Origin of the sequence: Streptococcus sp. 20925_1_22 (genome assembly GCF_041431685.1) — a bacterium.
Taxonomy (GTDB): Bacteria; Bacillota; Bacilli; order Lactobacillales; family Streptococcaceae; genus Streptococcus.
The window spans coordinates 21900-47877 of record NZ_JAPVYE010000002.1 but is presented as its reverse complement, the minus strand read 5'-3'; the positions used below and the strand labels follow the sequence as shown (position 1 = coordinate 47877).

Annotated in this window: 26 protein-coding genes and 1 pseudogene; 3 read left to right on the top strand and 24 right to left on the bottom strand. The window is 42.8% G+C overall.

What is annotated here, in order from left to right; translation table 11 throughout:
• Positions 1 to 41 precede the first annotated feature (41 nt).
• The 14 genes from O3621_RS02705 to O3621_RS02640 all read right to left on the bottom strand — a co-directional run bounded on the left by O3621_RS02705 (position 42) and on the right by O3621_RS02640 (position 12762).
• Positions 42 to 605, bottom strand: coding sequence for a nucleotidyltransferase family protein (locus tag O3621_RS02705; RefSeq protein WP_049552806.1), 564 nt, complete (start codon positions 603 to 605; stop codon positions 42 to 44).
• Positions 606 to 645: 40 nt separating this feature from the next.
• Positions 646 to 942 carry a hypothetical protein gene (locus O3621_RS02700; protein WP_049552805.1) on the bottom strand — a complete coding sequence of 99 codons (297 nt, stop codon included), beginning with the start codon at positions 940 to 942 and terminating at the stop codon, positions 646 to 648.
• The gene (locus O3621_RS02695) at positions 923 to 1315 is read right to left on the bottom strand and encodes a hypothetical protein (RefSeq protein ID WP_049552804.1); all 393 of its coding nucleotides are present in this window, start codon (positions 1313 to 1315) and stop codon (positions 923 to 925) included. The genes O3621_RS02700 and O3621_RS02695 overlap by 20 nt, the downstream gene beginning before the upstream one ends.
• On the bottom strand, positions 1297 to 2577 hold the full coding sequence (locus tag O3621_RS02690; protein WP_049552803.1) for a hypothetical protein: 1281 nt from the start codon (positions 2575 to 2577) through the stop codon (positions 1297 to 1299). Before O3621_RS02690 ends, O3621_RS02695 begins: the two co-directional genes overlap by 19 nt.
• The gene (locus O3621_RS02685; protein WP_239682250.1) at positions 2577 to 3011 is read right to left on the bottom strand and encodes a hypothetical protein; all 435 of its coding nucleotides are present in this window, start codon (positions 3009 to 3011) and stop codon (positions 2577 to 2579) included. The genes O3621_RS02690 and O3621_RS02685 overlap by 1 nt, the downstream gene beginning before the upstream one ends.
• A gap of 129 nt (positions 3012 to 3140) precedes the next feature.
• A complete protein-coding gene (ruvB, locus tag O3621_RS02680) occupies positions 3141 to 4139 on the bottom strand; it encodes a Holliday junction branch migration DNA helicase RuvB (RefSeq protein ID WP_049552802.1) in 999 nt (332 codons plus the stop codon).
• Positions 4140 to 4698: 559 nt separating this feature from the next.
• Entirely contained in the window at positions 4699 to 5745 is a 1047-nt protein-coding gene (locus O3621_RS02675) for an aldose epimerase family protein (RefSeq protein WP_371513571.1), read from the bottom strand.
• Between the two features lie 24 nt (positions 5746 to 5769).
• A complete protein-coding gene (gene lacD, locus O3621_RS02670; protein WP_314448808.1) occupies positions 5770 to 6807 on the bottom strand; it encodes a tagatose-bisphosphate aldolase in 1038 nt (345 codons plus the stop codon).
• A 14-nt stretch (positions 6808 to 6821) separates the two neighbouring features.
• Complete coding sequence (locus tag O3621_RS02665) at positions 6822 to 8000, bottom strand: SIS domain-containing protein (protein WP_125337545.1); 1179 nt, start codon at positions 7998 to 8000, stop codon at positions 6822 to 6824.
• Positions 8001 to 8310: 310 nt separating this feature from the next.
• Entirely contained in the window at positions 8311 to 8715 is a 405-nt protein-coding gene (locus O3621_RS02660; RefSeq protein WP_002894390.1) for a PTS sugar transporter subunit IIA, read from the bottom strand.
• A gap of 11 nt (positions 8716 to 8726) precedes the next feature.
• Positions 8727 to 9551 carry a PTS system mannose/fructose/sorbose family transporter subunit IID gene (locus O3621_RS02655; protein ID WP_002907685.1) on the bottom strand — a complete coding sequence of 275 codons (825 nt, stop codon included), beginning with the start codon at positions 9549 to 9551 and terminating at the stop codon, positions 8727 to 8729.
• Positions 9538 to 10443, bottom strand: coding sequence for a PTS mannose/fructose/sorbose/N-acetylgalactosamine transporter subunit IIC (locus O3621_RS02650; protein ID WP_223323771.1), 906 nt, complete (start codon positions 10441 to 10443; stop codon positions 9538 to 9540). Before O3621_RS02650 ends, O3621_RS02655 begins: the two co-directional genes overlap by 14 nt.
• Before the next feature lie 25 nt (positions 10444 to 10468).
• The gene (locus tag O3621_RS02645; protein WP_002898809.1) at positions 10469 to 10945 is read right to left on the bottom strand and encodes a PTS system mannose/fructose/N-acetylgalactosamine-transporter subunit IIB; all 477 of its coding nucleotides are present in this window, start codon (positions 10943 to 10945) and stop codon (positions 10469 to 10471) included.
• A complete protein-coding gene (locus O3621_RS02640; RefSeq protein WP_314448816.1) occupies positions 10942 to 12762 on the bottom strand; it encodes a beta-galactosidase in 1821 nt (606 codons plus the stop codon). Before O3621_RS02640 ends, O3621_RS02645 begins: the two co-directional genes overlap by 4 nt.
• Before the next feature lie 106 nt (positions 12763 to 12868).
• On the opposite strand from O3621_RS02640, the gene O3621_RS02635 reads away from it, so the two are divergent.
• Entirely contained in the window at positions 12869 to 13585 is a 717-nt protein-coding gene (locus O3621_RS02635; RefSeq protein WP_002914224.1) for a GntR family transcriptional regulator, read from the top strand.
• Between the two features lie 328 nt (positions 13586 to 13913).
• On the opposite strand, the gene dhaM is transcribed toward O3621_RS02635, so the two are convergent.
• Genes dhaM through dhaK form a run of 3 tightly spaced genes read right to left on the bottom strand, consistent with a single transcriptional unit; the run spans position 13914 to position 15866 of the window.
• The gene (gene dhaM / locus O3621_RS02630) at positions 13914 to 14288 is read right to left on the bottom strand and encodes a dihydroxyacetone kinase phosphoryl donor subunit DhaM (RefSeq protein ID WP_314448817.1); all 375 of its coding nucleotides are present in this window, start codon (positions 14286 to 14288) and stop codon (positions 13914 to 13916) included.
• The gene (dhaL, locus tag O3621_RS02625) at positions 14288 to 14866 is read right to left on the bottom strand and encodes a dihydroxyacetone kinase subunit DhaL (protein ID WP_314448819.1); all 579 of its coding nucleotides are present in this window, start codon (positions 14864 to 14866) and stop codon (positions 14288 to 14290) included. Before dhaL ends, dhaM begins: the two co-directional genes overlap by 1 nt.
• 10 nt (positions 14867 to 14876) lie before the next feature.
• A complete protein-coding gene (gene dhaK / locus O3621_RS02620) occupies positions 14877 to 15866 on the bottom strand; it encodes a dihydroxyacetone kinase subunit DhaK (RefSeq protein ID WP_314448821.1) in 990 nt (329 codons plus the stop codon).
• A 217-nt stretch (positions 15867 to 16083) separates the two neighbouring features.
• Between dhaK and O3621_RS02615 the strand changes: the two genes are divergently transcribed.
• Positions 16084 to 16680: a TetR/AcrR family transcriptional regulator gene (locus tag O3621_RS02615; RefSeq protein ID WP_371513564.1), complete on the top strand. Its 597-nt coding sequence runs from the start codon at positions 16084 to 16086 to the stop codon at positions 16678 to 16680.
• The gene (locus O3621_RS02610) at positions 16677 to 17243 is read left to right on the top strand and encodes an NAD(P)H-dependent oxidoreductase (RefSeq protein WP_314448825.1); all 567 of its coding nucleotides are present in this window, start codon (positions 16677 to 16679) and stop codon (positions 17241 to 17243) included. Before O3621_RS02615 ends, O3621_RS02610 begins: the two co-directional genes overlap by 4 nt.
• A gap of 45 nt (positions 17244 to 17288) precedes the next feature.
• Here the strand turns inward: O3621_RS02610 and purB are convergent, their stop codons facing one another.
• The 7 genes and pseudogenes from purB to purD all read right to left on the bottom strand — a co-directional run bounded on the left by purB (position 17289) and on the right by purD (position 25807).
• Entirely contained in the window at positions 17289 to 18584 is a 1296-nt protein-coding gene (gene purB, locus O3621_RS02605; protein WP_314448826.1) for an adenylosuccinate lyase, read from the bottom strand.
• Positions 18585 to 18600: 16 nt separating this feature from the next.
• Complete coding sequence (locus O3621_RS02600) at positions 18601 to 19989, bottom strand: viroplasmin family protein (protein WP_268697395.1); 1389 nt, start codon at positions 19987 to 19989, stop codon at positions 18601 to 18603.
• 90 nt (positions 19990 to 20079) lie between these two features.
• Positions 20080 to 20308, bottom strand: a pseudogene (locus tag O3621_RS02595) (phosphoribosylaminoimidazole carboxylase).
• A 219-nt stretch (positions 20309 to 20527) separates the two neighbouring features.
• The gene (locus O3621_RS02590) at positions 20528 to 22771 is read right to left on the bottom strand and encodes an AIPR family protein (RefSeq protein WP_314448830.1); all 2244 of its coding nucleotides are present in this window, start codon (positions 22769 to 22771) and stop codon (positions 20528 to 20530) included.
• A 12-nt stretch (positions 22772 to 22783) separates the two neighbouring features.
• Entirely contained in the window at positions 22784 to 23875 is a 1092-nt protein-coding gene (gene purK / locus O3621_RS02585; protein WP_268697393.1) for a 5-(carboxyamino)imidazole ribonucleotide synthase, read from the bottom strand.
• On the bottom strand, positions 23862 to 24350 hold the full coding sequence (gene purE, locus O3621_RS02580) for a 5-(carboxyamino)imidazole ribonucleotide mutase (protein WP_268697392.1): 489 nt from the start codon (positions 24348 to 24350) through the stop codon (positions 23862 to 23864). The genes purK and purE overlap by 14 nt, the downstream gene beginning before the upstream one ends.
• A 191-nt stretch (positions 24351 to 24541) precedes the next feature.
• Positions 24542 to 25807, bottom strand: a complete 1266-nt coding sequence (gene purD / locus O3621_RS02575; RefSeq protein WP_314448833.1) for a phosphoribosylamine--glycine ligase — start codon at positions 25805 to 25807, stop codon at positions 24542 to 24544.
• Positions 25808 to 25978 lie beyond the last annotated feature (171 nt).

Genomic DNA, 25978 nt, shown 5'->3' with positions numbered 1-25978 from the left:
CTTCCTTAAAATAACTTAAACATTTTACTCTTAATCTTTGCTTATTTATTAGGATAGTGGTATTCCAACTGCGGCCAGCGTTTCTGCCAATTCTTCTTAGCCAAGCGCTCAACATACACATGCTGGCGCTCCTTATTTTCAAGAAAATGAGAAGTCGGTCTGACCTGAAAGTTTAAGATATCCTCCAAACCATAGGGAGCAAAAAGTTCCAGTTTGTCATTTTCCAGCAAACGCAGGCCGATAGCAGTGCAGCGCTCAGGATACTTACTCATGGCTTCGCAAGCATTTTTATAAGGAGCCGTTCCAGGACTATGGCGGTGCATATAGGCTTGATTTCTGAGCTCCCATCGATACTGTGGCCAGTCTGCCTTGAGTTTGGCTTCCAGCTCTATCGTCTCTGCCTCAGCATAAGTCGGATCAAAGAAAATGACATCTACATCCGTCTCTGAGTCAAAACCTGGTCGCTCTGACAGCATATTCCAGATAAAATTCCTCACACATCCAGCCGCTAACCAAGAATCCTTGAGCTCCAGACTGCGAATAATTTCCAAAATCGCTCGGATGTCTGGATCCTGACCTAGTTGATTTAAGGCAATCTGTTCCATTTTCGTTTCATGTTGGATATTAGTATCCCCCTTCACTTTATCACTTACCTATATCATCATATTTTACTAGCATATTGGGAACATACATTTCTAATCTTTTTAGGATATTACCCCGGATAGCCGTATCCATCTGACTACTGATATTGGTAATAGTTGTCTTTGTCTCAAGGGCAATTTGCTTAGCTCTAGTCTGAAATTCTTTCTTCACTTTTTCACGAGCTTTCTGCGCAGCCTGAGCTTCTGCTAATGCACGCTTGCGTTCCATTATCCTTCGCATCTCTTTCAAAGCAAATTCATATTCCTTGTCTGTATAATATTCATTTATTGGAGCTCTCATATCTCTTCCTCATCTGATAATATTCTTCTTCTAGCTTATCCCTGTTCTTTCGGAAAGCTTTTTCGCATTCGAGTTGTTTTTCATCTAATTTTATAGTTTGTTGATTATAAACAGTTTGGGATTCCAACATTAGATTTTCCATGTTAAAGAAATAGTCCTGCATATCCTCGGAAGAAACCGAAAACCTCTCCAAAACATAAGTCATTTTCTCTATCTCCTCATCTACTAAATTCCCGAATTCCCTGAAGCGGTCATAAAGTTCTTTCTCATTCCTCTCAAATAACTTTTTTTCATGACGATATTTATCTTCAAACTCAGTCAATTCTCGTTCTTTTCTGTTTACATCTTCCCAAGTTACATCTCTTCTTTCCATCGTTTAAATTCCTCCGCCAATCCTGCATCTGTTGCCAGTACTTTTTCAATAGCTTCCTGAAGCTGCCCGTTTAGTCGCTCAAAAGCTGTCGCTGAATCAGCCATTTTAGCAACTTGATGATTGGTTTCACTCTGAAAGCCATCTACATATTGGTCTTTTGTAACACCTTGACTAGCATAGATAGCTTCTACTTCTTCAATGGACAGTTCTGTATAGTTAGTAAAGTCAATTTTGGACCAGAGATTCGCTACTTGATTATTTGCCTCTTCAGATAATTTCAATAACTCTTCCGCTCCAATACGCGCTGCGTTCATCATACTAGAAGACAAAATCTGTCCCTGTACAGCATCCAGATAAATCTGTTCTGCTCCACTAATACGATTGGAAGCCCACCTCGTTTTTAATTCCTTATAACGCTGCATTCTACTCAAGCTATCAGCATAAGCTTTATAGAGCCCGCTGACTAAAGGTCTACCTACCTTGCTATCAATCACCTGTCCAGTTACAGGGTCAAATATCCATTCATCAATTCTATGACTAGTTCCATCTATCCAATATATAGTTTTGGGAATAGAATTTGATATATCATTTTGACTAGTAAACCATTCAGGATGATTAAAATCATTATAGCGGACTACATCGTCATTCTTTCTACGGTAATCCACAAACATAGCAGAGTTCTTTTCCAGAAACTGTTTTTCTTCCTCAGTCAAAGCTCCATATTTAAACCAAGCATTAAAAGTGGTTGTTGGAATATGATACTTTGCCCCCAATTTAAGCATGTATGCTCCTTGAGAATAACCAGATAATTTACTTACTTCATACTGAGGATTATCCATAATCTCTTTGACAAATTGATCCGCTACCTTATATTGAGGAGATAAGTATGTTTGTCTGGCTTCAACTGCACCAGCGGCATCACGCGTAAGCGGACCCAACTTGTTAACTGGACTTTTAGGATCCGTTCCTGCCGAAATTACAGCCACACTCTTATAGTCAGGCAGTCCGTTAACAATTGGCGCAACAGCCATGCCATCAAAACCAGTCTTAGAATCCACCTTAGTCGCAATAACACGAAATTCCTGACCGTCTGAAGTCGTAATAGTGTTGGTTTCGCCTTTTTTCAATTCACTATCTGGTTTAGCAGAGACAATGTTTGTTCTATTTTCTTTACGCTGTGCGTACTCTGGATTAACACTATAAACATTCGGGCCTTGGTTTAATTCATTGAGTTGCTTATCTGTATACATGTATGTAGTCATCACTGCTCCTCCTCTGACCCATCCGAATATCTAACTTTCACTTTTGATTTAGTTAAACCTCTCCTAGACTCTAAAAAATGTTGAAATTCTTCATCTTCATTATTATATACACCTATTCTAATTTTTTTAACATTTTTATCAAAAGCTAAAACGTGTTCCTTTAACGTCCCATCAAAAAATTTGAGCTTCACATCTGCCCCCCACGCTTCTGAAGGAATTGAGGTATATGATGGATTCGAAATATAAATTTCCTCAATTCCCTCATAAGAATTCTTCAAAGCCTTTACTAGACTGACTTCATACTCTCTGTTGCGACGCTCTTCTTCCGATTTTTTGTTCAAGGTAAACATATAAATAACTCCTACAGTAATGATAGTCAATAATACAATAACAATGAGCCATTTGAATCTGCTCATATATCTAGATTTTGCCATAAGATTTTTTCTCCTTTAGCTTTATTATACTATAATTTTTAAAGCAAAGTATAATAGAATAATGTTCTTTAGAGCCAATAATTCTACGATATATTGTTCTGACGTATGAAAAAAGAAACAACGTTTCCGTCATTCCTTCATATACTCATATCCTAAATGCTCATAGGCTTTACGGGTAGCCACGCGCCCAGTCCGAGTTCGCATGACAAAGCCTTTCTGAATCAGGTAAGGTTCATACATGTCCTCTACTGTTTCACGCTCCTCAGCAATATTGACCGAGAGGGTTCCCAGCCCTACCGGACCGCCACCGTAGACCTCAATCATAGTCTTCAAAATCTTCTGGTCCACATAGTCCAGCCCTTCTTGGTCCACATCCAGCATGGAGAGAGCTTGGTCGGTTATCTTATCATCAATCAGGCCATTGCCCATAATCTGCGCGTAGTCCCGGACCCGCTTGAGCAAACGATTGGCAATCCGCGGTGTGCCTCGGCTACGCAGAGCAAGCTCCTTCGCAGCCTCGTGGGTAACATCCATCTCAAAAATCTCTGCCGTCCGCTCGACGATTTCCGTCAAGTCGCCAGCTTCATAATACTCCATGTGACCAGTAATTCCAAAGCGAGCCCGCAGAGGATTGGACAGCATGCCTGCCCGAGTGGTCGCCCCAATCAGAGTGAAAGGCGGCAAATCCAGATGGACACTGCGACTGGTCTCGCCTGAGCCAATCATAATGTCGATGTAAAAGTCTTCCATAGCGCTGTACAGCACTTCCTCTACTGCCATTGGCAAGCGGTGAATCTCATCTATAAAGAGGACATCACCCGGCTCAAGGTCATTTAAGATCGCAACCAAATCACCAGACTTCTCAATCACCGGACCTGAAGTCTGCTTGAGATTTACACCTAGTTCATTGGCAATGACAAAGGCCATGGTCGTCTTTCCTAGACCTGGGGGACCAAAAAGCAGGGTATGGTCCAGCGCCTCATCCCTCAGCTTGGCCGCTTCAATAAAAATCTTCAGTTGGTCCTTGACCTTGTCCTGGCCGATATACTCCTGCAAATACTGGGGACGCAAGGTGCGCTCCACCAATTCCTCATCACCCATTAATTCATTGTCTAAAATTCTACTCATAGAACTATTATAGCAGAAAATAAGGCAGAGGAAGCAAATCTAATCCACGTCTGAACACAAAAAAAGACCACCGGATTGGGTGGCCTTTATGGGAGATTATTATGAAAAAGTTTAGGATTTCTATCAAATAAAGTTAGGAGGTCTTCATTTGATACTCATAGTATACTGGCCCTAACTTAAAGAAACCTTAACTTTGTATAACGTATCCTTTAAAATTTAACATTTGAGTTACAATCCGATAAACTTCCTGTCTTATTCTAAAATTTGAGCAAAAAAAGACCACCGGATTGGGTGGCCTTTATGGGAGATTATTATGAAAAAGTTTAGGATTATCAAACAAAGTTAGGGGGCTTCATTTGATACTCATAGTATACTGCCCTTAGCTTAAGAAAAACTTAAAGTAAAATTCAGTTAGCAAAAAAATTTTGCTTTTGATTGTGGAGGCTTTTTCCTTTCTTAAGATTAGCCACTTATGAAAACATAGTCTCTAAAAACTGTACAAAGAAAAACGGCAGAAGGAGGTACTGCCGTTTTTCTGTGCTCTTTCGCGATTGTTTCTTTATAAAGTTGCTTTTACATCAGCAAAATACACTGTCCTGCTGGTGAAAATCTGACCGGCCTTGAGAATGACATCTGACTGCTGGCTGCTGTGAATGGCATCCGGCAGTGCCTGGGCTTCCAAAGCCAAGCCATTATGCTGAATCATAGGCTGTCCGTCAAATTGAACCGAATCATCTACGCAATTCGCTGAATAAATCACTAAGCAGGGCGCCTGAGTCTCAATAGTCAGGCGGCGGCCCGATGCTGGATGATAGAGCGTCCCTGCCTGGTCTCGGATTGGGTTTAGCGCAAAAGGATGATCCAAGCCAGATACCAGATGAATTTGCTCATCGGTCGCAGCAAAAATTTCTTTAAGGGAAGCGCCCTTGGCCAGCTTCTTGACAAAGTCACGCTCTGCATCAGCCTTTTTTTCAGGAAGGCCGTCAGCTGCGATAGGATAGACACCACCAGTATTGAGCTGCAGGATATGGTCATCAATGGGCTGATTGAAACGACCAGACAGGTTGAAGTAGCTGTGGTTGGTCGGATTGACCAAGGTATCCTGATCTGTCTGGACCTGATAAGAAATTTCCAGCTTGCCCTTCTCTGTCAGGGTATAGGAAACCCAGATTTTCAGATTGCCCGGAAAGCCGCCAGTTCCGTCAGTCCGCTCTGTATAAAAGGTGAGCCCGTCATTACTGACTTCCTCAACCTCAAAAACGCTACTATCCCAGCCGCTTGATCCACTATGGTTGCAGTTTAGGCCATTATTCGCCTCTAGCTGAAAGGTCTGACCATTCAGTTCAAAAGTTGCTCCGGCAATACGTCCAGCAACTGGACCAATACTGGCTCCGTGCTTGGGACTGTTCCCAATATAATCCTCAAACCGATTAAACCCGACGACGATATTGTCAAAGTGATTATTTTTATCAGGAGTGACATACTGGATGACGGTTGCTCCGTAGTTCATGACTGTCAGACGATAGCCTCGATCGTTTTCAAAAGTATAAGCCAGAATCTCCTGACCGCTCAGCTTTCCAAAAATGGATTCTCGGTAAGATTTCATACCAAACCTCTTTTATCTATCCTGTTAAAAATCACGAACTTCCCAAGTCCTGTCTTCAAAAGGCAGGTCAAGCTTGTCCACCCAAGACACCGCTGTTTGGCGCAAGACTTGATTAAGATCCTCGATATTCTGACGGCCTGTCTCGTCCAGCCACTCTTGAGCTGCTGCAGCTCCCTCTTGGGCAAAGACTGAGACTGCATCCTTCCAGGTAGCCCGTCCGCACAGAACTCCGTTAAACTGTGAGCCCGCTTCATGGGCTAGCCGTAGCGTTTCTTGAAAAAGCTCGGCACTGACACCAGCGCTGAGGAAGATGAAAGGCAAGTGCGTCGCATCTGACTGTTCTTTAAAGAAAGCTCGGGCTTCCGTCACGCTGTAGACTGGCTCAACTCCTTCTTTGGTGAAACCCTCGACAAAGTTCATATTGACTGGCACTTCAACCTTTAAGACATCTACATGATAACGGGGATTTGAAAAGAGCTTGACTGCCTCGTTGACCTTATGCGGCTTAAGCTTGGCATAGTTAGCATCCAAGACACTGTCACTCTTAGCATCATAGGCCAGAATCTCCAGAAAATAAGGAATGTCCTCAGCCAAACATTCGCTACCCACGCGCTCAACCCAGGCCTGCTTGATGTCGTTGATTTCTGGCTTATCGTCCACATCATAGTAAATCAAGACCTTGACGGCATCTGCGCCCATGTCTCGGATGCGACTAGCTGACCAGTTTGGCAGCAAGTCCGGCAGGCGGCCCTCGGCTGTCGCATCATAGCCGGTCTTCTCGTAGGCCACTATCAGACCGCAGGAAGCATACCGCAGCTCGGCTGCCGGCAGACCGAACTCTGGATCCAGCAGGATAGAGCTGGCATAGGGCGTCAGCTGACTAGAGATTAATTCTTTAAACTGAACTAGGGCTTGATCACCAGAAGGTGTATCTTCTCCGCTGGCCAGCATTTTCTTGAGCGATCCACGCTGGTCAATGGCCAAAGCTCCGATAATCCCCTGCTCGTCTGATAGTTTTTTTAGATGGCTTACCTTTTTGTGACTGATTTGTAATTTCTCCATAACTTTTCCTTTTCTTACTGTCCAAGAGAGTGAATGATAACGCCCTGTACTACACGATTGACCGTTCCTGTCGGAGACGGTGTATCTGGACGGTTCTTAACCTTGAGCGAGGACAGGAGAGCAAAGAGCTGAGCGTAAACGATGTAAGGGAAGATGCGATAGCTATCTCCCAGAGGCTCTTGGGTACTTAGCACTACTTGCTCGACTCCTTCCAACTGCTCCTCCCGGTCAGTCAGCAAGACCAGTCTGCGGACAATCCCGTCACCAGCCACTTCCCGCACCAAGTCCAAATCATAAGCCTTGGTATAGGCATCTGCCGAACCAAAGACCAGAACGACTGTGTCTTGGTTAATCAGCGACTTAGGTCCATGCCGGAAACCGACTGGACTTTCGTACATGGTCGCAATTTGGCCGGCTGTCAGCTCTAAAATCTTAAGCTGGGCTTCATGCGCCAGACCAAAGAAAGGCCCTGCCCCCAGATAAATGACCCGACTGAAATCCAAATCAACCAGCTGCTGCACATCTGCAACACGTCCTAAAACATCCTGACTGAGCTGAAGCAGAGCCGCAACCTTGGCTTCCTTCTGGGCCAGTTCAACCCGGTCAAAGACCAAAAGAGCCGTCAGCATCATAGAGCTGAAGCTAGAAGTCATGGCAAACCCAGCATCATTAGAAGCTTCTGGCTGCAGGAGCAAGAGATTCTTCTCATCACCTTGGGCCTGCTGGGCTAGCTTGCCTTGGGCAGCACAAGTAATGGTAATCTGATACAAGTCATCTACCAGCTGCTTGGCCAAGTCCACAGTCGCTACACTTTCTGGGGAATTTCCACTGCGGGCAAAGGAAACCAGCACTGTCGGCACTTCTCTCTTCAGATGCACCAAGGGATTGGCAACGATATCTGTCGTCGCAATAGCGTTGAAATTCCATTTGCGCTCATCATAAATCTGCCTGAAATAAGGCGTCAAGGTATCTCCGACATAGGCTGATGAGCCTGCTCCGGCAAAAATGACCTTGATGTAGTCATGTTTGTCCTCGATTTCTTTCAGAAAAGCAGCGATAGCTGCGGCCTGAGCCTTGTAACTGTCAAAGGCTTCCTGCCAAACCTCAGGCTGCTGATAGATTTCTCTCGTTGTGATGTCAGCCCCCAGACGCTGCAATTCTTCCTGTGAATAATCTAACATTCTCTTTCTCATTCCTTTCCATCATTTGAAAAAAGGGGGAGCGAGACAGAGTCCAGAAAATCAAAGATTTTCGGCTTGCTGTCCCACCCCCGCAACGATGGCTAGACTTGAAATATACTTTTAACAAGCTTTTTCAAACCAGACAGCGACTGCATTTTGCAATGCTGAACCATCCATTTCTCTAGTCTAAGAGGCATCTCCCTAATTCCTCTTAGACCAATATGCTTGAATCAACCACAGTGGTCAATCCTTACCTATCAGCAGTCTCCCATCCGCTGACAGCGCAAGTAATTCACCCAACTAGAAGTGATTGTTCAAGCTTCTATTCATCTTCATCATCCATTAGGCCAGCCAGAACATCATTAACCTTAACAATATTCTCTGCTGCCTTGGATGGATAGCTGACTTCTGCTCCTGTCAAAGAAGCGTTAATAAACTCAATGACCATGGGCAGATTGACCCCCGCATAAAGCTCGATATCCTGTCCCTCCATAATGAAGCGGCTGACTACATTACAAGGAGTGCCCCCCAAGAGATCCGCAAAGACCAAGTAATCCTCAAAATCTTTGACTGTCTCTAAGAATTTAGCTGCGAAGTCTTCTGGACCTTCCTCCGGAAGCAGGGCTACTGCATGGATATCCTCCTGAGGCCCCATAATCATTTCCGTAGTCGTTTTCAGCTCTTCACAAAAGCGACCGTGGCTGACTAAAACTAATTTCTTACTCATAAATCACTCCATTACTCTGGTACTTGTCCTAGCAGGAAGTAGCCGATAGCAGAGAAGCTTACTGCCATGATAATGATAATGAAGATAGCCTTGGTAGAGTTCATTCCTTTCTTGCCCAAGAGCCAGAAGATAAAGCCTGTAAAGACTGCTGGAATCAAACGTGGGAAAATCAGATTCATCATGTCTTGGAAATCAATCGCTTTTTTACCGATGTTCCATACCCAAGATACTTCAAAGTTGATCATAGTAGCAATCAAACCACCCACCATGAAGATACCCAGTACAGAAGCCGCTTCAACAAGAGCTGTCAAAGTGCTTTGCATGTTGGTGATGAGATTGACCCCTTCTTTGTAGGCGAATTCTAACTGTTTCCAACGGAAAATGTCATAAGCAACTGCTACAGCAATCCAAAGGAAAATTCCCCAAGGCTGACCTGCTATAGCCATGGTAGCAGCGATAGATCCCATGATAGCTGGTACAAGTGAGCCAAAGATGGAGTCTCCAAGAGGAGCAAATGGTCCCATAAGACCTGTCTTGATACCGTTGACCGCATCTTTTGATTTAACCCCGTCTTTTTCTTCCATAGCTAGGTCAAAACCTGCAATAATGGTGTGGAAGAAAGGTGAGGTATTGAAGAATTGCGTATGCAATTTCATCATTTCTTTCAATTCTGGCGTGCCATCTCCGTACATTTTGCGCAGCTGAGGCAAGAGCATGTAGAGATAGCCAGAACCTTGCATCCGCTCGTAGTTCCAGCCTAATTGGAAAGTGAACAAGCTGCGTTTGTTAATTTGTTTAAAATCTTCTTTTGTTAATTTATAATTAGAGTTCGTCATCTTCAATTTCCTCACTTTCTGATTTTGTGCTAGCAGCTGGAGCAGCAACTACTGTTCTTTGGCTGTATTTGAAATGCTGTACTGCAAGGAAGATACCAAAGATAGCTACACCAATCATAGACAAGCCTTTGAAGTTGTTGGCAAATGTGATCGCAGCATCTTTTGGAAGAGTTCCAACAATACTAGATACAGCCCCACCCAAAGTTTGAATATTTGAGTAAAGAACAGTCAGCATAGCAGTCAAGCCAAAACCAAGAGCTAAGTAGTGAAGATTACGTTTAACTGGAAGGTAACGAAGCAAGATAGCAAACCCGAGTCCTGGAAGCATACGACCTGCCAGTGTCAAACCTGCAGCCAGCCATTTCACACCAGCAACACCATCTACTATCGCTTGTACAAATGCTCCACCAAATGCCAGAGCCAGAAAGACTGGGAGGGCACGAGACAGAGCCCAAGGAAGGGCACCTAAGAGATAGTTACGTTCAATACCTTTATAGTCGAAGCGTTCAATGGCTGCATCCACACGGTGTGCGAAATAAGTCGTTGTCATACGACCTAAGATATCGAAGTAGGTCAGCAAAGTTGCTACCGGTACTGCGATTGTCGCAATGGCCAACTCTGGCTTAATGCCTTGTGCTACGGAGAAGGCTGTCGCCAAAACGGCACCTGATGTTGCGTCAATACGAGAAGCTCCACCAAATGTTCCTACACCAAGAACAAACAATTGCAGGCTACCACCGATAAACAAACCGGTCGTCAAATCACCCATAATCAAGCCAGTAATGAAACCAGCAAATACAGGGGATCCTGCTGAAGAAACGATGGTCAACTCATCACAGATTTGATAAGCTGAGTACAAAGTGAGTAGTAAAATTTGCCACCATTGTATCATAACAATGTCCTCCTAAAATTTTGTCTTATTTTAATAACTTCATGAAATCCTCAACTGGATCGTTGGGAACCATTTGCGCTGTCAGTTTGACTCCTTTTTCATGCAGCTTGTGAAAGGCTTCAACATCTGCATCTACCACGTTGATAGAGCGGGTAATGGAGCGAGTTTCATCTGACTGAGACATATTGCCGACGTTCAGCGTTTCCAGTGGAACACCAGCTTCGACCAACCGCAGGAAGCGGTCCGGCTTGCGAGCGACAATCAAGAGTCGCTGTGAATCATACTTGCCGGCCAAGATATTTTCTGCTGCCTTAGCAATCGGCAAGACACTGAGTTTCACACCAGCTGGCGTTGCGAGCTTGAGTCCGCTCTTTTCGATAGCATTTTCAGCTACCTCATCGTCAATCACCATAATGCGTGAAATGTTGAGCTTGGTAGTCCAAAGATTGGCTACCTGTCCATGGATCAAACGTCCATCGATACGTGCACCTACTATTGTCATAGATTTTCCCCCTTTATTGTTTTAAATGTAGGTTGGTTAACTAAGTGAATGGTTTCGCTATAGATCCTTTCTGTCTCAAAGATAATGATGCGATTGTCGCCTTCTCTGAGCAGGCTGTGCGGGATATAGAGCGATAGGGTCGGTCCGACATTCCAGAAGCGGCCAATGTTGACACCGTTGACAAAGACGACGCCCTTGCCAAAGTCGGACAGATCCAGATAAGTATCTTTAAGCGCTTTCATTTTAAAGTCAAAAGCGTAGAAAGCTGGTTGCTTTTCCTGCCACCCTTTTGAAAAGTCAATCTTTTCTGGATGGTCCAGCGGCAATGGGTAATGCTGCCAGTCAAGCAGGAAGTGCAGGTCCTTACAGACACCGGTACGAATGCCCTTCTGCTGGGTATCTGCCAAGAGTTTGTGCCCATAATTGACCCGGCCCATATTTTCCATCAGAATGTCAAGCTGGTGCTCTGCCTTTTTCTGGCCATCCACCATGATATCCTGACCGATTTCTGTCTGGTACTGGGTTGCAATGTGCTGACCGTCCACATAAAGCTGCATGCGGTCACGTCCGTCAATGACACGGAGCCTTTCCTGATCAGCATCCCAATTAGCCCAAGTCCGATAGAGTAGGTAGCCGACATTTTGCCCCAACTCTTCCATCTTCATCGGATAAAGACTTTCGATAGGCTCTGCCAAGTCAGGCAGGGTCTCAAAGAGACTGACCTTCTGACTGAGCGGAATATTCCTGAGCTCAAAAGACTCTTTCACCAAGGGCTCCATCTGCGGATACTCAGGATAATGCTCTTTCAGCATCCTCTGGACTGCATAGTACTTATCCGTCGGATTGCCTCGCTCATCGAGTAAAGCATCATAGTCATAGGATGTTACCTGTGGTAGGTCAATGACACCTCTGGCCGAACAGCCGTTCATGAAGCCAAAGTTGGTACCGCCATGAAACATATAGAGATTGATTGAGCCCTGCTGGAGCACTTCGTGAACAGCTTGAGCTAGTTCGTCTGGATCTCGCTTGATGATAGGTTCTTTCCAGCGATTGAACCAGCCGTCCCAGAACTCCATACACATGAGCGGCCACTTTTTGCCATGCTCATCAAAGAATTCCTGCATCTGAGCAAAATTGTAATCTGCCTTAGAGCCGAAATTTCCTGTCACAAAGACATCGTCATCAATCAGCGTACCAGCTTGAAGCGTAGCCCGCCAAGGTCCGTCTGAAGTAAAGAGCGGACAGGTTACACCTCGTTCTTCCATGAGCTGTCTGATTGCTCTCAGATAGGCCTTGTCTTCCCCATAAGAACCGTACTCATTTTCCACCTGCATCATGAGGATATTTCCCCCATTGTCCAGCAGCCTTGGAGTCAGTCGCGGCAGTAGCTCGTCATAATAGCTAGCTACTGCCCGCAGAAAGGCCTCGTCTGATGAGCGGATGCGCATATTTTCATTGAGCAGCCAGGCCGGCAGACCACCGAACTCCCACTCCGCGCAGATAAAAGGCGAAGGGCGGATGATGGCATAAAGTCCCAAATCCTGAGCCGTCTGTAAAAATGCCTCAATATCTAAAATCCCTTGGAAGTTAAAGACACCTTTTTGGGGTTCGTGCATATTCCAGGGAAGATAGGTCTCCACCGTATTAAAGCCCAGAGCTTTGAGATTATAAAGGGAATGGTACCAATCCTCAGGCTGTACCCGAAAATAGTGAATGGCTCCCGATAAAATCTTAAACTCCCGATCATCCAAACAGAAGGAATGACCAATTTTGAATCTTGCCATCTGATGTTCCCTTCGGCGTAAAACCGCTTTCATCTCTTGTTAATATTAATATAATAAATTTTTGCATAAATGTCAACATTTTTTTTTAAAATATGTTAAAATCTTAAGTAAGAGAAGTAAAAAAAGAGAGGTGAACAAAATGGCTATTCCAAAATACCAACAAATCAAAGATGAGCTCAAGCAGCAAATCATTTCTGGCAAATTTGAAAATGGCGATAAGTTTTACACAGAGGCTGAGCTGATTCAGATGTTTAATGTCAGCTCCATTACTGTTGTCCGCGCTTTGAATGAACTGGCCAATGATGGTTACATCATCCGCCAACAAGGCAAGGGGACCTTCGTTTCACGTGCAAGAAAGCACAAGCTGGTGGAATTTTCTGACGTTGAGACCTTCCCTATCCAAAAAGATAAGGTGACCGTTCTCTCCATCAAACGCGGGAATGACCTGAAAATCTTGGATAAGCTAGAACTAGCACCAACGCAGTTCTACTATAAGATTGACCGGATCAGACGGACTGGCGATAAAATCTATATCTATCACCAAACCTATATCCCTGAGCAGTACATCAATCCGAACTATCCAGATATGGACTACTACAGCTCTATCTACAACCGCTTCAAAACTGACTACCACATTCACATGAATGATGAGCATTTTGAAGAGACCAATGAAATTGTCTTCCCAACACCAAAAGATGTTGCGAAAGTGCTGGAAGTTGATACCAACTTCCCGACTGTTCATCAGGTAAAGATTACCCAGCTGGAAAGCACTGGACAGATCTTAGAGTACAGCGAAACTTACAAACGCGGAGACTTCTTCAAGATCAAGTTCATTTCCTGCAATCGGGACCACTAAGATTGAAAACGATGGCTTCTAATCGGCTGTCGTTTTTTGTTTTATCTTGTGTACTTATATCTATTATAAGTCTATCTATACCAATTTGCAATCCATTCTAAGAACTTTTGTTCATTAAAAAGCGAATAGTGTCAAAAATTAAACAAAAACTATCAATTTGTGCTATTTTTAATCAATTTAAAGAAGAAAAAAATAAGAAACACTGGCTATTTCCCTGAAAATTGGTACAATGACAAAGCAAAAAAGCTGGGATTGAATCTCAGCTTTTTGATATAAAATGTTCTTTATTTTGCAAATGAAGTCGTTTATTAAGTCTCTAAAAAACCTGCTATTTCTTTATTTCTAATTCACGGACCTGAAGCAAAACATTAGGCAAATCTGCCCCAGCCTGAAGAAGAGCAGCAGCCGTATAGGCGCCTTCTACCAAGGGAACATTGTTGATGATGATTTCCTTGTCAGAGAAGTCTGCGACCATTTCTAGATTCATCCGAGCCGAGCCTAGATCGAAAAAGGCCAAAATAGTGTCCTTGCCATTGGCATCTAAAGCTGCCTGAATCCCTTCAAAGCTCGTCCCGATGCTGCCGTTGTCCAATCCACCCACATAGCTGATGGTCACATCTGCCGCCACCTGCGAAATGAGATCAAACAAGCCTTGGGCTAGGTTTTTGGAATGGGAAACGATAAGAATGCCAGTATCTGCCATCAGCCTGCCTCCGTTTCTAACAGAGACTCAAAGAGGAGACCGGATGAAGCAGAACCGGGATCGATATGACCAATAGAGCGCTCCCCGACATAGGAAGCCCGCCCCTTGGTCGCCTTCAAATCTTTGGTCGCTTCCACTAGGGAGCCAATCTTTTCATGCGTCAAGTCTCCGGACTGCAGAGAAACAGGAATTCCTGACCAGACATCCACCATGGTCTTCTCACCAGGCACAGCCTTGCCCCTCTTCTGAATCATGTCCAGTCCAGCTTGGATAACTTCTGACAAGTCTTTGCCGTCTTTTTCAGCCTTGGCCATGCCCATGAAGGCCGAGCCATAGAGAGGGCCGGAAGCACCACCGACCTTACTAATCAGCTGCATGGAAACAGCCTGAAAAACCTCAGCCGTACTGGCAAAATCCTTAGCAGCTAAACTCTCTACTGCTGCTGCCATTCCCCTGGCCATATTGCCACCGTGATCTCCGTCGCCGATGGGAGTGTCGAGATCAGACAGATAGGCTTTCTGGTCCTGGATCTTCTCGTTGAACAACTGCATCCATTTTTTTGCTCTTGCTGCGTCCATAAGCACCTCCTTACCAAGCGGCTGTCGTGACAGGACTATTGAGAGCTGTCAGCCAGTCTGGCTGATCCAGCTCGATAAAGGTCAGAGAAATCCCTGCCATATCAATGGAGGTCATGTAATTGCCCAGTTTTTTATAGACAACTTCGACTCCAACATCTGCCAGAAGATTTGCTACATCGGCCGCAAAGACATACTGCTCCATGAGCGGTGTTGCACCCATACCATTGATGAGGATACCAATTTTCTTGCCAGATTTGAGCTCAACAGACTGACTGAGCTTTTCGACCAATTCTTTGGCTAAGTCCTTAGACGGCTGCATCTTTTCCTTGCGATAGCCGGGCTCACCATGGATACCAATGCCAAACTCTATCTCATCATCAGCCAAAACAAAACCAGGCTTGCCGACTTCCGGTACAGTTGCACCGCTCAGAGCCAAGCCAACTGTGTGAATATTTTTGACCAGCTCATCGGCCAAAGCCTTGATTTCAGTCAAAGATTTGCCTGCACGCGCCGCATCCCCTAGAATCTTATGGACAAGAATGGTACCAGCCACTCCGCGGCGACCTTGAGTATAGAGGCTGTCTTCCACTGCGATATCGTCATCTACGACGACACTAGCCACCTCAATCCCTTCCATCTCAGCCATTTCCTGAGCCATTTCAAAGTTCATGATGTCACCTGAGTAATTCTTAATCACCATGAAGACCCCAGCCCCCTCATCTGCTTCCTTAATGGCCTGCAAGACCTGGTCTGGTGTTGGAGAAGTGAAGACCGCTCCGCAGATAGCAACCGACAGCATGCCCTCGCCGACAAAGCCAGCATGGGAAGGTTCATGACCGCTGCCACCGCCAGAAATTAAGCCGACCTTGCCTGTCTTCTCACTCTTGCGGGCAATGATATCAAAGCCCTCCACCCGATAAACCAAATCGCTGTGAATATAGGCCAAGCCGTCTAGCATCTCGTCCACAACTGCTGTTGGATCGTTGATAATTTTCTTCATAGGTGTCCTCCGTTTCTCAGCGCTTCTCTAAAATGAGCAATCTGCCCTAAAAAGAAAGCGCTATCATTTTAATGTTATTTTAACATTTTATCTTACCGAAAGCAAATTCTGCCACATCTTAGACTAGAAGAAAACATCAAATTAGTTGACAAGAAAAAGTAGACAGTGTATACTAAAGATAGATAAGTAGACAGTGTATACTTTTCGGAGGAGATACATGAAACGCAATACTGCCCAGCTGAAAGAACAGCTCATCCAAACAGGGATTGACGAAATCGGAAAACATGGAATTGAACAGCTTTCGCTCAGGACTGTTGCCAAGGCCTGCGGTGTGACTCACGGCAGCCCTTACCGCCATTTTGAGAGCAAGGAAGGCTACCTTAAGGTCGTTTTGACCCAGCTTTCGCTGTTTCTCAATCAGGAAATCAATGAAAAGATTGATGCGACAGGTTCTGCGCGTGATCAGCTGACCCAGCTTGGTCTTAATTTTATTATTTTTGCCAAGACCTACCCTCATTTTTTCGAAGCTCTCTTTATCAAATTTCCTTTTAAATATATGAAGGTGACGCAGGACACCATTCTCTTGGAGTCTGACCTGCCTGGATTTGATAAATTTAAGGAGCTTGTTTTAAAGCTTCGCGAGGAGGAAAATTTTAGCAATAGCGAAGCGGAAAGCCTTTTTCACTTTTGGAGCTTTATCACAGGTCTGGCCGTTCTAGCCAACAGTCCTATCGGACAAGACCTTGATGCTCAAGCTATCCAAAGCACTATCGAGCACATGCTTGACATTTATATCAAAGGAGAACGATCATGAAAACCTTGATTATTTACACCCACCCAAGCCCAACTGGCTTCAATGCTGCTATTCTCAAAGAAGTTCAAAACAATCTTTCTAAGAAGCATGAGGTGAAAACCTTGGACTTGTATGCTGAAAATTTTGACCCAATCTTGCGCTTTGACCAAGAACACAGACGCCGTGACCTGCACAAAGACCCTAAAATGGCCAAATACCGGGATTTGATTACTTGGGCAGACCATCTGATTTTCATTTTCCCTATCTGGTGGAGCGGTATGCCGGCCATTCTCAAAGGCTTTATCGACCGTGTCTTTGCGGCTGACTTTGCCTACTCTTATAAGAAAGTCGGCATGCAAGGTCACCTGCAAGGCAAGTCTGGCTGGATTATCGTCAGCCACAACACACCAGGTTTTGCCCTGCCTTTTGTCCAAGACTACGGCAAGGTACTTAAAAATCAAATCCTGAAACTTTGTGGTATTTCTCCAGTCAAACTGACCGAGCTCAACGGAGTAGAACGCAAAACAGACCAACAACGCCAAGAAATGCTCAAGAAAATCGGGCAGCTGGCCAGTCAGATCTAAGACAAAGAAACAGGCACTTCTTTTGAAGTGCCTATCTTTTTACGTTTAATCCAGCCCCACGCGCTTGAATATTTCATCTACGCGCTTGGTGTAGTAAGTAGGATTGAAGATTTCATCGATCTCTTCCTGAGTCAGACGAGAAGTGACTTCTGGATCCGCTTCGAGCAGAGGCTTGAAGTCTACTTGATTGTCCCAGGACTGAGCAGTCTTTGGCTGCACCAGATCATAAGCCTGCTCCCGAGTCATGCCTTTCTCAATCAAGGTCAACATAGCCCGCTGGCTGAAGATAAGACCAAAGGTCGAGTTCATGTTGCGCTTCATATTTTCAGGGAAGACGGTCAGGTTCTTGACGATATTCCCAAAGCGGTTGAGCATATAGTCGATGAGAATAGTCGTGTCCGGTGCAATAATCCGCTCAGCTGATGAGTGGGAAATGTCGCGCTCATGCCAGAGAGAGATATTCTCAAAGGCTGTCACCATGTGGCCGCGAATAACACGCGCCAGACCAGTCATATTTTCAGAGCCGATTGGATTGCGCTTGTGCGGCATTGCTGAAGATCCTTTTTGACCCTTGGCAAAGAACTCTTCGACTTCGCGCTGCTCAGACTTTTGCAGACCGCGGATCTCGGTCGCCATGCGCTCGATAGACGTCGCAATCAAGGCCAAAGCAGAGAAGTATTCAGCATGGAGGTCACGCGGCAAGACTTGGGTCGAAATCTCCTGCGGACGGATGCCTAATTTCTCACAGACATAGCTTTCCACAAATGGCGGAATGTTGGCGAAGTTCCCAACCGCACCAGAGATTTTCCCGGCTTCCACACCCGCAGCCGCAATCTCGAAACGCTCGATGTTGCGCTTCATTTCGCTGTACCAAGTCGCAAGCTTAAGACCAAAGGTCGTCGGCTCCGCATGCACCCCGTGGGTACGACCCATCATGATGGTGAACTTGTGCTCCCGCGCCCGCTCTGCAATGATGTCAGTGAAGCGGCGCAGATCCTCACGAATGATGTCATTGGCTTGCTTGTAGAGGTAGCCGTAGGCCGTATCCACCACGTCGGTCGAGGTCAGGCCATAGTGCACCCACTTGCGCTCATCGCCCAGCGTCTCAGAAACCGCCCGCGTGAAGGCCACCACATCGTGGCGCGTCTCCTGCTCAATCTCCAAAATGCGGTCAATGTCAAAGCCAGCCTTCTCACGAATCAAGGCCACATCTTCCTTGGGAATCTCACCCAGCTCAGCCCAGGCCTCATCAGCCAGAATCTCTACCTCCAGCCAAGCCTTGTACTTATTTTCCTCAGTCCAAATGTTCGCCATTTCGGGGCGAGAGTAACGGTTGATCATTGTTGGTTCTCCTTACCTAATATTTTGAGAGACTTAATAATTTTTCTACCTCAGTGTTCAACTTGTTTTTATAGTTAACATCATTTTTAAATCTCCTTACATCATTTAATAATTCTGGGCTTAGGTTGAACCTAATCTCATTTAATAAACCGTGATCAAGTTGATTTGAAGATAGTATAGATAATACATCACGCATTACTTTATATCTATGATGATTCGTAGCTAAATTTATTAAAGCAGAAATTATAAGAACCCTCACATTAGACTCCAATGCAACATTAAAAGCTAAATTAGTTATTTCATTACTTATTTGGTCACATTCTTCATAAGGATATAGTGTATACTCAAAAGATTCTAGGTAATTCTGTAAATATTTTCCTAAAATAATAGGTTCATTCTGTAATAAATCATTTTTTATAAGATCGGAATTAAGAACTCTTCTAAACTTTTCTTCAAATTCCTCTTGAGATAGATTACCTAATATCTGTACTATATTCAACCTAATATTGTTATCAACACCCGTTCGCTTTGCCCTCTCAATTACTAAATCTATGTCATCTAATAATGCTTTTTTTAGTTCCTCATTTCGTAGTATAGCGTTCCTAAATTCTGAAATACTTTTAAATCTTTGTTCTGAGTTTTCTTGTGTAGATTTTTGTAAAATATACTTTAATCCATCGTCCATTTCGATATCCAGCTTATCCATAGTCCATTGTAGAATTTTACCTAGACTAAAAATATCTGACCTTTCATCAACATGTTTGGAATCTATCAATTGTTCTGGAGACATAAACCAGGGTGTTCCTATAACATCTCTAGTTTGCGTTAATGATTTTATAGCCATCAAATCTTTACTCAATCCAAAATCAGATAAGACTACTTCTCCATCTTCTGATAGTAATATATTTTCGGGTTTTAAGTCTCTATGTAATATGTTTTGACTATGTAAATATTCAACACCATCCAAGATTTTTAAAAACACTTCCAAAGGGATACTTGATTCCTTTAATTTATCAATATAAGAAGAGTAGTTATACGTGTACATCTTCATAGTATAAGAAAATTCATCTGATTCTATAATTTTGATTATATTTGGATGGTCTACACTTCGTATAATTTCAATTTCTCGTCGAAATCTCTTAATTGAATCTTCATTTTTTACTCGAAGTACCTTTTCAACAATTTCATCTGAAACTTTATATACATCACAGAAACCTCCAGAGCCAATTGTAACCTTTTCAGAAAATACTGTATTCTTCTCCAAATACTCAAGAGCTTCAGATTCTGAAAAAAAAGCTCTATGCTCTGCGCCAGAAAAGCCATCTACTTGTCGTTTCGCATCTTCCCAGATGTAATACAAACCTGGTTGTCTACCTTTTCGTACAGCATAATATTTTTTGTACAACTTATATACCTCAACTTCTATCGTAATTTTATATTACGTTTTATAATTAATCTAATCAGTGTTCAATAATTTCTATACTTATATTTTATATTAATTCTCAAACTTCTCTTTCCCAATAAATACTGATGGGTAATGAGAAAGTGTATTCAAATTAGTATCCAATGGCAAATCATAGATTGCTATATAATTCAGGGTATTGAACAACTAATTCATCATATTTATCTTACACCTTGTCACGATCAACACTTGCAAATAAGACTTCAACGATTGCTTCAGTCTTATCTTTCTCAACAAAAGCATTAACAATTTTGTGAATCATAAGAACATCCCTTGTAATTAAATTATATAGTTAAAGTCAAAATTTTAGAGAAGAATAGTTAATTTCTATCAATTTTTTTGAATAAGACAGTAAATGTATTTAGTTTTGATGAATAGGAGCCTCCTTGTGCCTTCCTTTTTTGGTTATTATACTCCATCAAAAATGTGATGTTTTTATTTATACAAATTCAATATTCTATCGCTTCTCTTTTTTCAAATTTTATTTTAATAACTCCTGCACAGCTTTATCTAATAAAGTGAACGTACTAGACAAAATTTTATAAGCCTCCACGTTATTATCAGGATAATTTAATCCAAAATTTTTAATAGATATCCTCAAACCTTGAACATTAGAAATATTAGTATCATTCCAATCTCTAATAATAAGTTCACTTCCTATTTTCTCGGAAAGAGATTTTTTATTTAAAACTAGAAAATCATAGAAATTCTTATCTGTTTTCTTGCCATATATAAAGCCTATTGTTTTAGCTCCAACAGAAAACTCACATTTAATATCATCCTGTCCTACTCTTGATATTGTATAATATGAAGCAATTTTCTTTGTTGGTAACTTATAATTAAATTCCTCTAATTCGTTCAAGTATTTAGTGAATCCATTCCAAAATTGTTCTTTATTATTTGTGTTCAAATTTTCTTCAACCTGTTTATCTTTTCGTTTCTTTTCAACTATAAAAATTCCTTGTACCTTCCCACCTAAACTTTTTATTTTTTTGATAACTTTTTCCTTAAACGATGGTTGCAAAAATTTTCTAGCTTCAGTCGTTTCTTTCTCTGGAATATAATTTATAAGAACATCTTCCAAAATATCAATTATTTCTTTAACACTCTTCTCTTGCAAACAACGTTTCATGAATAAAACATAGTAAGCCTTTTGTTCATAATAATTATATTCTGTCATTTGATATTGTTTTCCAATCTCAGAATATAATCGAATTTGCTCAATAATTTTCTCAAACAATTTAGAATCTTCATTAAATATTCTATCGTAATAATTACTAAAAATTACTGCCTTACTATTAGCTGCAGACTCTGGACGTCCTTCATAAGCAAATAGCACTTGTCCTAATTTCTCCATAGATATTGTATAATCATATTTTTTACTAAACTCCTTTCCACTTCCTCGTTTTCGATCATATCTAATACCTTCCTGATCTAGACGTTGCTCAATAGCTAATTGAATTTTATCTACAGATCGCAGATCTATCTCTTTGATTGGATTCTGACTATTTGTATATTCTGAAATTTTATTTGTTAGTTCCAAATTTTTTGAAGTTACTAAGAGCCTAACTATTACACTAGCTCTAACTAAATTAGAAATTATATCTTCAACTTTATTTTCGGTTTTATACTTAAAAATTGAACGAAGTGTTTGACCCCCATTAACTATCTGATAATTTTTTAAAATCAGCTCTGTTGACTCATCAATTGCATTAGGTTTGCTAGAAATTTCTTCTGCAACAATAGTTACTCCATTATTATATAGAAAAAAATTTGATGGTTCTTCAGATAATGTTTTAATAATCTTTTTATTTATTTTATTGTTTCCTAAATACTCTCGAACATTATCAAATAGTAAATTAAAATCTAATGTTAAAGAATTAAAACAATCAAACTCCTCTACTTTTGTTACTTTTCGTAATGCATTATTACTACTTGCAATTCTAATTAAATTTACAAGATTTAATTCTATAACATATGATTTAGTATCATAAGATACATTGTGTTCTAACATCATTATGTTATCTATACGGAGTCTAGCCTCATTTTCTGGACTCTGTATAGATAAATGATCCATTATATTTAATAAATTAAAATCTCGTAATTGCAAAAAATTTTCATATCTTTTCAAAAAAGGTCTAGTCCCTGGATCATTTTCGTCAATTTTTGATTTATCATTTGTAACCATATAAAGAACAATATTATAGCTGCTGTCCTCAATCATTAGTTCTCTAATTTCATCAATTTTATCAAGAGTCTTCTGATAATCTTTTTTATCTTCTCGCTTAATAAAATCATCATATTCTTTTAGATTAGTCACAATATTTAGAAACGATTCTGCACTACGAATTTCACTATGCTTGGGTTTTTTATTCGCAGTTACAAATTTCTTTCGGAACTTAAAATTTAAGAGATAAATCTGCTTTTCATCTCTATCAATATATACCGCATCTATTCCTAAATCCTTATTCTTATTGTTTGGAGCTTTGTAAACCAATTCAACAAAATGATCATCTATAATAAAGTTATTAATATCTTGGACTTGAGTTTCACCAAACAACAAATCAAATACTAAATAGTAAAAACCTAAGCGTGCCTTTTCTGTATCATTTTGAACTTTCAAGTTTACAATTTGATGTGCCGCTCGCTCAAAATATTGTAACGATTCTTGATACATAATATCATAATCTAAGCCAGTTACTTTTTTATTTAAAACTTCTACCATTGCATTCTTCTCCTAAAAATCAATCCCTTTCCCAAACTCAACCACGCTATCCGGCGCATCACTAAACAAAGTCACATGTCCCATTTTGCGATTGTGCTTCGCTTCTATTTTACCATACAGGTGGAGGTGAGCGCTTGGATTTTCTGTGACATATTTTTCAGCGGCCGCGACATGCTGGCCAAGAACATTGAGCATGACGGCTGGCGCATGTAGTTTGATAGCTGGCAATGGTGCTCCCAGAACGCCCAGAATATGAGTATCAAACTGCGAGAAGTCGCAGGCTTCGATAGAGTAGTGGCCAGAGTTGTGTGGCCGTGGGGCACTCTCGTTGACAATGATGTCATCAGCTGTCGCAAACATTTCCACGCAAAGAGTTCCAGACAGCTTGAGCTGCTCTGCGATTCGCACCGCCATGGCCATGGCCTTGTCAGCCAGACTTTCTGAAATGCGAGCTGGCACGATCGTCTTAGACAAGATATTGTTGCGGTGGATATTTTCCTGAACTGGGAAAACTGTCACGTCCTTGCCATTTCCTGATACAATAACAGAAATTTCAAGGTCAAAGTTGACGAATTCTTCCAAAACACAGTCTGCTGAGTCAGCTAGCGCATGGGCTTCTTTCAAATCTTCTTCCGAGCGAATGACCTTTTGACCATGTCCGTCATAGCCACCAGTCGCAGTCTTGAGGACATAGTTTTTTGATAGATCGATATCTGCCAAATCTTGGCTAGAAGTCACGACCTTGTAGGGTGCAACGGTGACTTGGGCCTTGTTTGAGAGAAAGTCCTTTTCAAAGATACGATTTTGAGAAATGCGGAGCAGGTCCGTCCCTTGAGGGAGCTGACTATCCTTGATAACGGCATCCAAACCATCAGCATCAACATTTTCAAACTCATAGGTCAGGACATCGCAACGTTCCGCCAACTGACGGAGGGCGTCCACATCGTTATAAGGAGCTACGATGATTTCCGCCACACGAGAAGCTGGGCAATCCGCCGCAGGATCCAGCGCAATGACCTTGTGCCCCATGTAGATAGCAGAAATGGCCATCATCTGTCCCAGCTGACCGCCACCGATAATTCCGATTGTTTTAGATGAGCTCATTACTAGATTCCTCAGCGATTTTTCCTTGTTCTTCTGCGAAATCCGCTAGCGCTGCTGCCAGGTCTTGGTCTTCAATGGCCAAGATCCGAAGGGCGGTCAGGGCAGCGTTAGTTGCTCCAGCTTCCCCAATAGCCATAGTTGCCACAGGCACACCGCCTGGCATCTGCACAATCGAATAAAGTGAGTCCAGACCGCTAAGAGCACGAGATTTGACTGGTACACCGATGACAGGCAGAGTGGTTTTAGCCGCTACCATTCCTGGCAAATGCGCGGCACCACCAGCACCAGCGATGATGACCTTGATACCGAGACTGCGGGCTTCTTCTGCATGCTGAAACATGAGGTCTGGTGTACGGTGGGCAGAGACAACCTTTTTTTCGTAGGTTACACCGAAGCGATCTAAAACTTCAGCTGTTTTTTGCATGGTGGCCCAGTCGGATTTAGAGCCCATGATGATGGAAATAATTGGTTTCATTTTTTCTCCTTTTTTAATAATCGTCTAATGTAGTGCGGACGTAAGCGACCGCCTATGGCGCTCCATTACTAAAACTGGAGCCTAAGTCTCCAGTTTTCCGCTCCTAGTAGCAAAGCTACTAGGAGTTCCACTACTGCGACGATTATTCTATAGTGGCTCGCTTTCTCTCGCCATGACAACTTTAATATCTGTTAATCTTTTGTCGCCTTGCTTCCGATGTCTGTTCGGTAAAAGAGGCCTGTGGTGTCTTGTTTTTTTAGTTGGTCGTAAATTCTTTCCTGCGCAGCTGAGACGGTATCTGCTGTGGTGACCAGCATGTAAACTCGGCCACCATTCGACAGCAGTGCTCTGCTATTTTCCGCAAATTTAGCCCCAGCATAGTAGGTGATGATGTCGCCAGCTGTCTTCTCCGGCAGAGGCTTGCCTTTCTCATAGTCCAGCGGGTAGCCCTCTGAGGCGACAACCACGCCAAGTGTCACGCCCTCATCCAGCCAAGTGATAGCAGGCTCTTTTTTGTCTAAAATGTCCGTGATATTCTGCGCAAAGTCAGACGTCAGGCGCGGCAGGATAATCTGTGTCTCTGGATCGCCAAAGCGCGAGTTGAACTCGATAACCTTAGGGCCATCGGCTGTCAAAATCAGCCCAGCGTAGAGCACGCCAAGATAAGGTCGGCCCTCAGTTATCATACCTTTGAGAACGGGCTTGATAATCGTCTCAACTGACTGGTCCACCACGCTTTGTGGCAGGTGAGGAACTGGCGCATAGGCTCCCATACCACCTGTATTGGGTCCCTTGTCCCCATCATAGGCCCGCTTATGGTCCTGGGCCGCCGGCAGGATGTAAAACTTATCGCCATTGACAAAGACAAAGAGGGAGAACTCCTCGCCGTCCAGGAACTCTTCAATAACCACGCGCGCACCCGAGTCGCCAAATTTATTATCCAAGAGCATATCGTGAGCTGCTTCAACTGCCTGCTCTACTGTCTCTGCGACGACCACGCCCTTACCCAGAGCCAAGCCGTCCGCCTTGACCACGATAGGTGCTCCCTGCTTTTCGATATAATCCTTGGCTTCCTCAAAGTCGGAAAATGTGCCATAGGCTGCTGTTGGAACACCGTATTTGACCATTATTTCCTTGGCAAAATCCTTGGACCACTCCAGCTCCGCTGCTAAACGAGATGGGCCGAAAGCCTTGAGTCCAGCTTGGTTAAAATCATCTACAATTCCAGCTGCCAGGGCATCATCCGGACCAATAAAAGACCAAGCAATGTCATTCTCCTTGGCAAATTCAATTAGTTTAGAATGTTCGGAAATTCCAATGTTTACTAAATCCAACCCATCCAAGGTCATGCCATCATTTCCAGGAGCGACAAACACCTGCTCCACATCCTGAGACTCTAATAACTTCTTGGCAATCGCATGTTCACGACCGCCTGAACCAACAACTAAAAGCTTCATAGCTAAGATACCTCAATATCAAATATCACAGGCGCTTACGCACCAAGCTAACACATCACGTAAAAATCATTGCCATTTTTACGAATTATTTATCTAAATTATAACATAATCGTTCGTTTTATTCCATTCTAATGAGAAAAAGAATATCTCTTCTATATGATCGCCGTAATT

Bases quoted from the DNA above. Each gene is read 5' to 3' on its own strand.
- purE (WP_268697392.1), bottom strand. From the start codon at position 24,350: ATGAAACCAATTATTTCCATCATCATGGGCTCTAAATCCGACTGGGCC.
- O3621_RS02685 (WP_239682250.1), bottom strand. From the start codon at position 3,011: ATGGCAAAATCTAGATATATGAGCAGATTCAAATGGCTCATTGTTATT.
- O3621_RS02650 (WP_223323771.1), bottom strand. From the start codon at position 10,443: ATGATACAATGGTGGCAAATTTTACTACTCACTTTGTACTCAGCTTAT.
- O3621_RS02635 (WP_002914224.1), top strand. From the start codon at position 12,869: ATGGCTATTCCAAAATACCAACAAATCAAAGATGAGCTCAAGCAGCAA.
- O3621_RS02590 (WP_314448830.1), bottom strand. From the start codon at position 22,771: ATGGTAGAAGTTTTAAATAAAAAAGTAACTGGCTTAGATTATGATATT.
- O3621_RS02690 (WP_049552803.1), bottom strand. From the start codon at position 2,577: ATGACTACATACATGTATACAGATAAGCAACTCAATGAATTAAACCAA.
- lacD (WP_314448808.1), bottom strand. From the start codon at position 6,807: ATGGAGAAATTACAAATCAGTCACAAAAAGGTAAGCCATCTAAAAAAA.
- O3621_RS02645 (WP_002898809.1), bottom strand. From the start codon at position 10,945: ATGACAATAGTAGGTGCACGTATCGATGGACGTTTGATCCATGGACAG.
- dhaL (WP_314448819.1), bottom strand. From the start codon at position 14,866: ATGGACGCAGCAAGAGCAAAAAAATGGATGCAGTTGTTCAACGAGAAG.
- O3621_RS02615 (WP_371513564.1), top strand. From the start codon at position 16,084: ATGAAACGCAATACTGCCCAGCTGAAAGAACAGCTCATCCAAACAGGG.
- O3621_RS02695 (WP_049552804.1), bottom strand. From the start codon at position 1,315: ATGGAAAGAAGAGATGTAACTTGGGAAGATGTAAACAGAAAAGAACGA.
- O3621_RS02610 (WP_314448825.1), top strand. From the start codon at position 16,677: ATGAAAACCTTGATTATTTACACCCACCCAAGCCCAACTGGCTTCAAT.
- O3621_RS02640 (WP_314448816.1), bottom strand. From the start codon at position 12,762: ATGAAAGCGGTTTTACGCCGAAGGGAACATCAGATGGCAAGATTCAAA.
- purB (WP_314448826.1), bottom strand. From the start codon at position 18,584: ATGATCAACCGTTACTCTCGCCCCGAAATGGCGAACATTTGGACTGAG.
- O3621_RS02675 (WP_371513571.1), bottom strand. From the start codon at position 5,745: ATGAAATCTTACCGAGAATCCATTTTTGGAAAGCTGAGCGGTCAGGAG.
- O3621_RS02705 (WP_049552806.1), bottom strand. From the start codon at position 605: ATGGAACAGATTGCCTTAAATCAACTAGGTCAGGATCCAGACATCCGA.
- ruvB (WP_049552802.1), bottom strand. From the start codon at position 4,139: ATGAGTAGAATTTTAGACAATGAATTAATGGGTGATGAGGAATTGGTG.
- O3621_RS02660 (WP_002894390.1), bottom strand. From the start codon at position 8,715: ATGAGTAAGAAATTAGTTTTAGTCAGCCACGGTCGCTTTTGTGAAGAG.
- purD (WP_314448833.1), bottom strand. From the start codon at position 25,807: ATGAAGCTTTTAGTTGTTGGTTCAGGCGGTCGTGAACATGCGATTGCC.
- O3621_RS02665 (WP_125337545.1), bottom strand. From the start codon at position 8,000: ATGAGAAAGAGAATGTTAGATTATTCACAGGAAGAATTGCAGCGTCTG.
- purK (WP_268697393.1), bottom strand. From the start codon at position 23,875: ATGAGCTCATCTAAAACAATCGGAATTATCGGTGGCGGTCAGCTGGGA.
- O3621_RS02700 (WP_049552805.1), bottom strand. From the start codon at position 942: ATGAGAGCTCCAATAAATGAATATTATACAGACAAGGAATATGAATTT.
- dhaM (WP_314448817.1), bottom strand. From the start codon at position 14,288: ATGGCAGATACTGGCATTCTTATCGTTTCCCATTCCAAAAACCTAGCC.
- O3621_RS02655 (WP_002907685.1), bottom strand. From the start codon at position 9,551: ATGACGAACTCTAATTATAAATTAACAAAAGAAGATTTTAAACAAATT.
- dhaK (WP_314448821.1), bottom strand. From the start codon at position 15,866: ATGAAGAAAATTATCAACGATCCAACAGCAGTTGTGGACGAGATGCTA.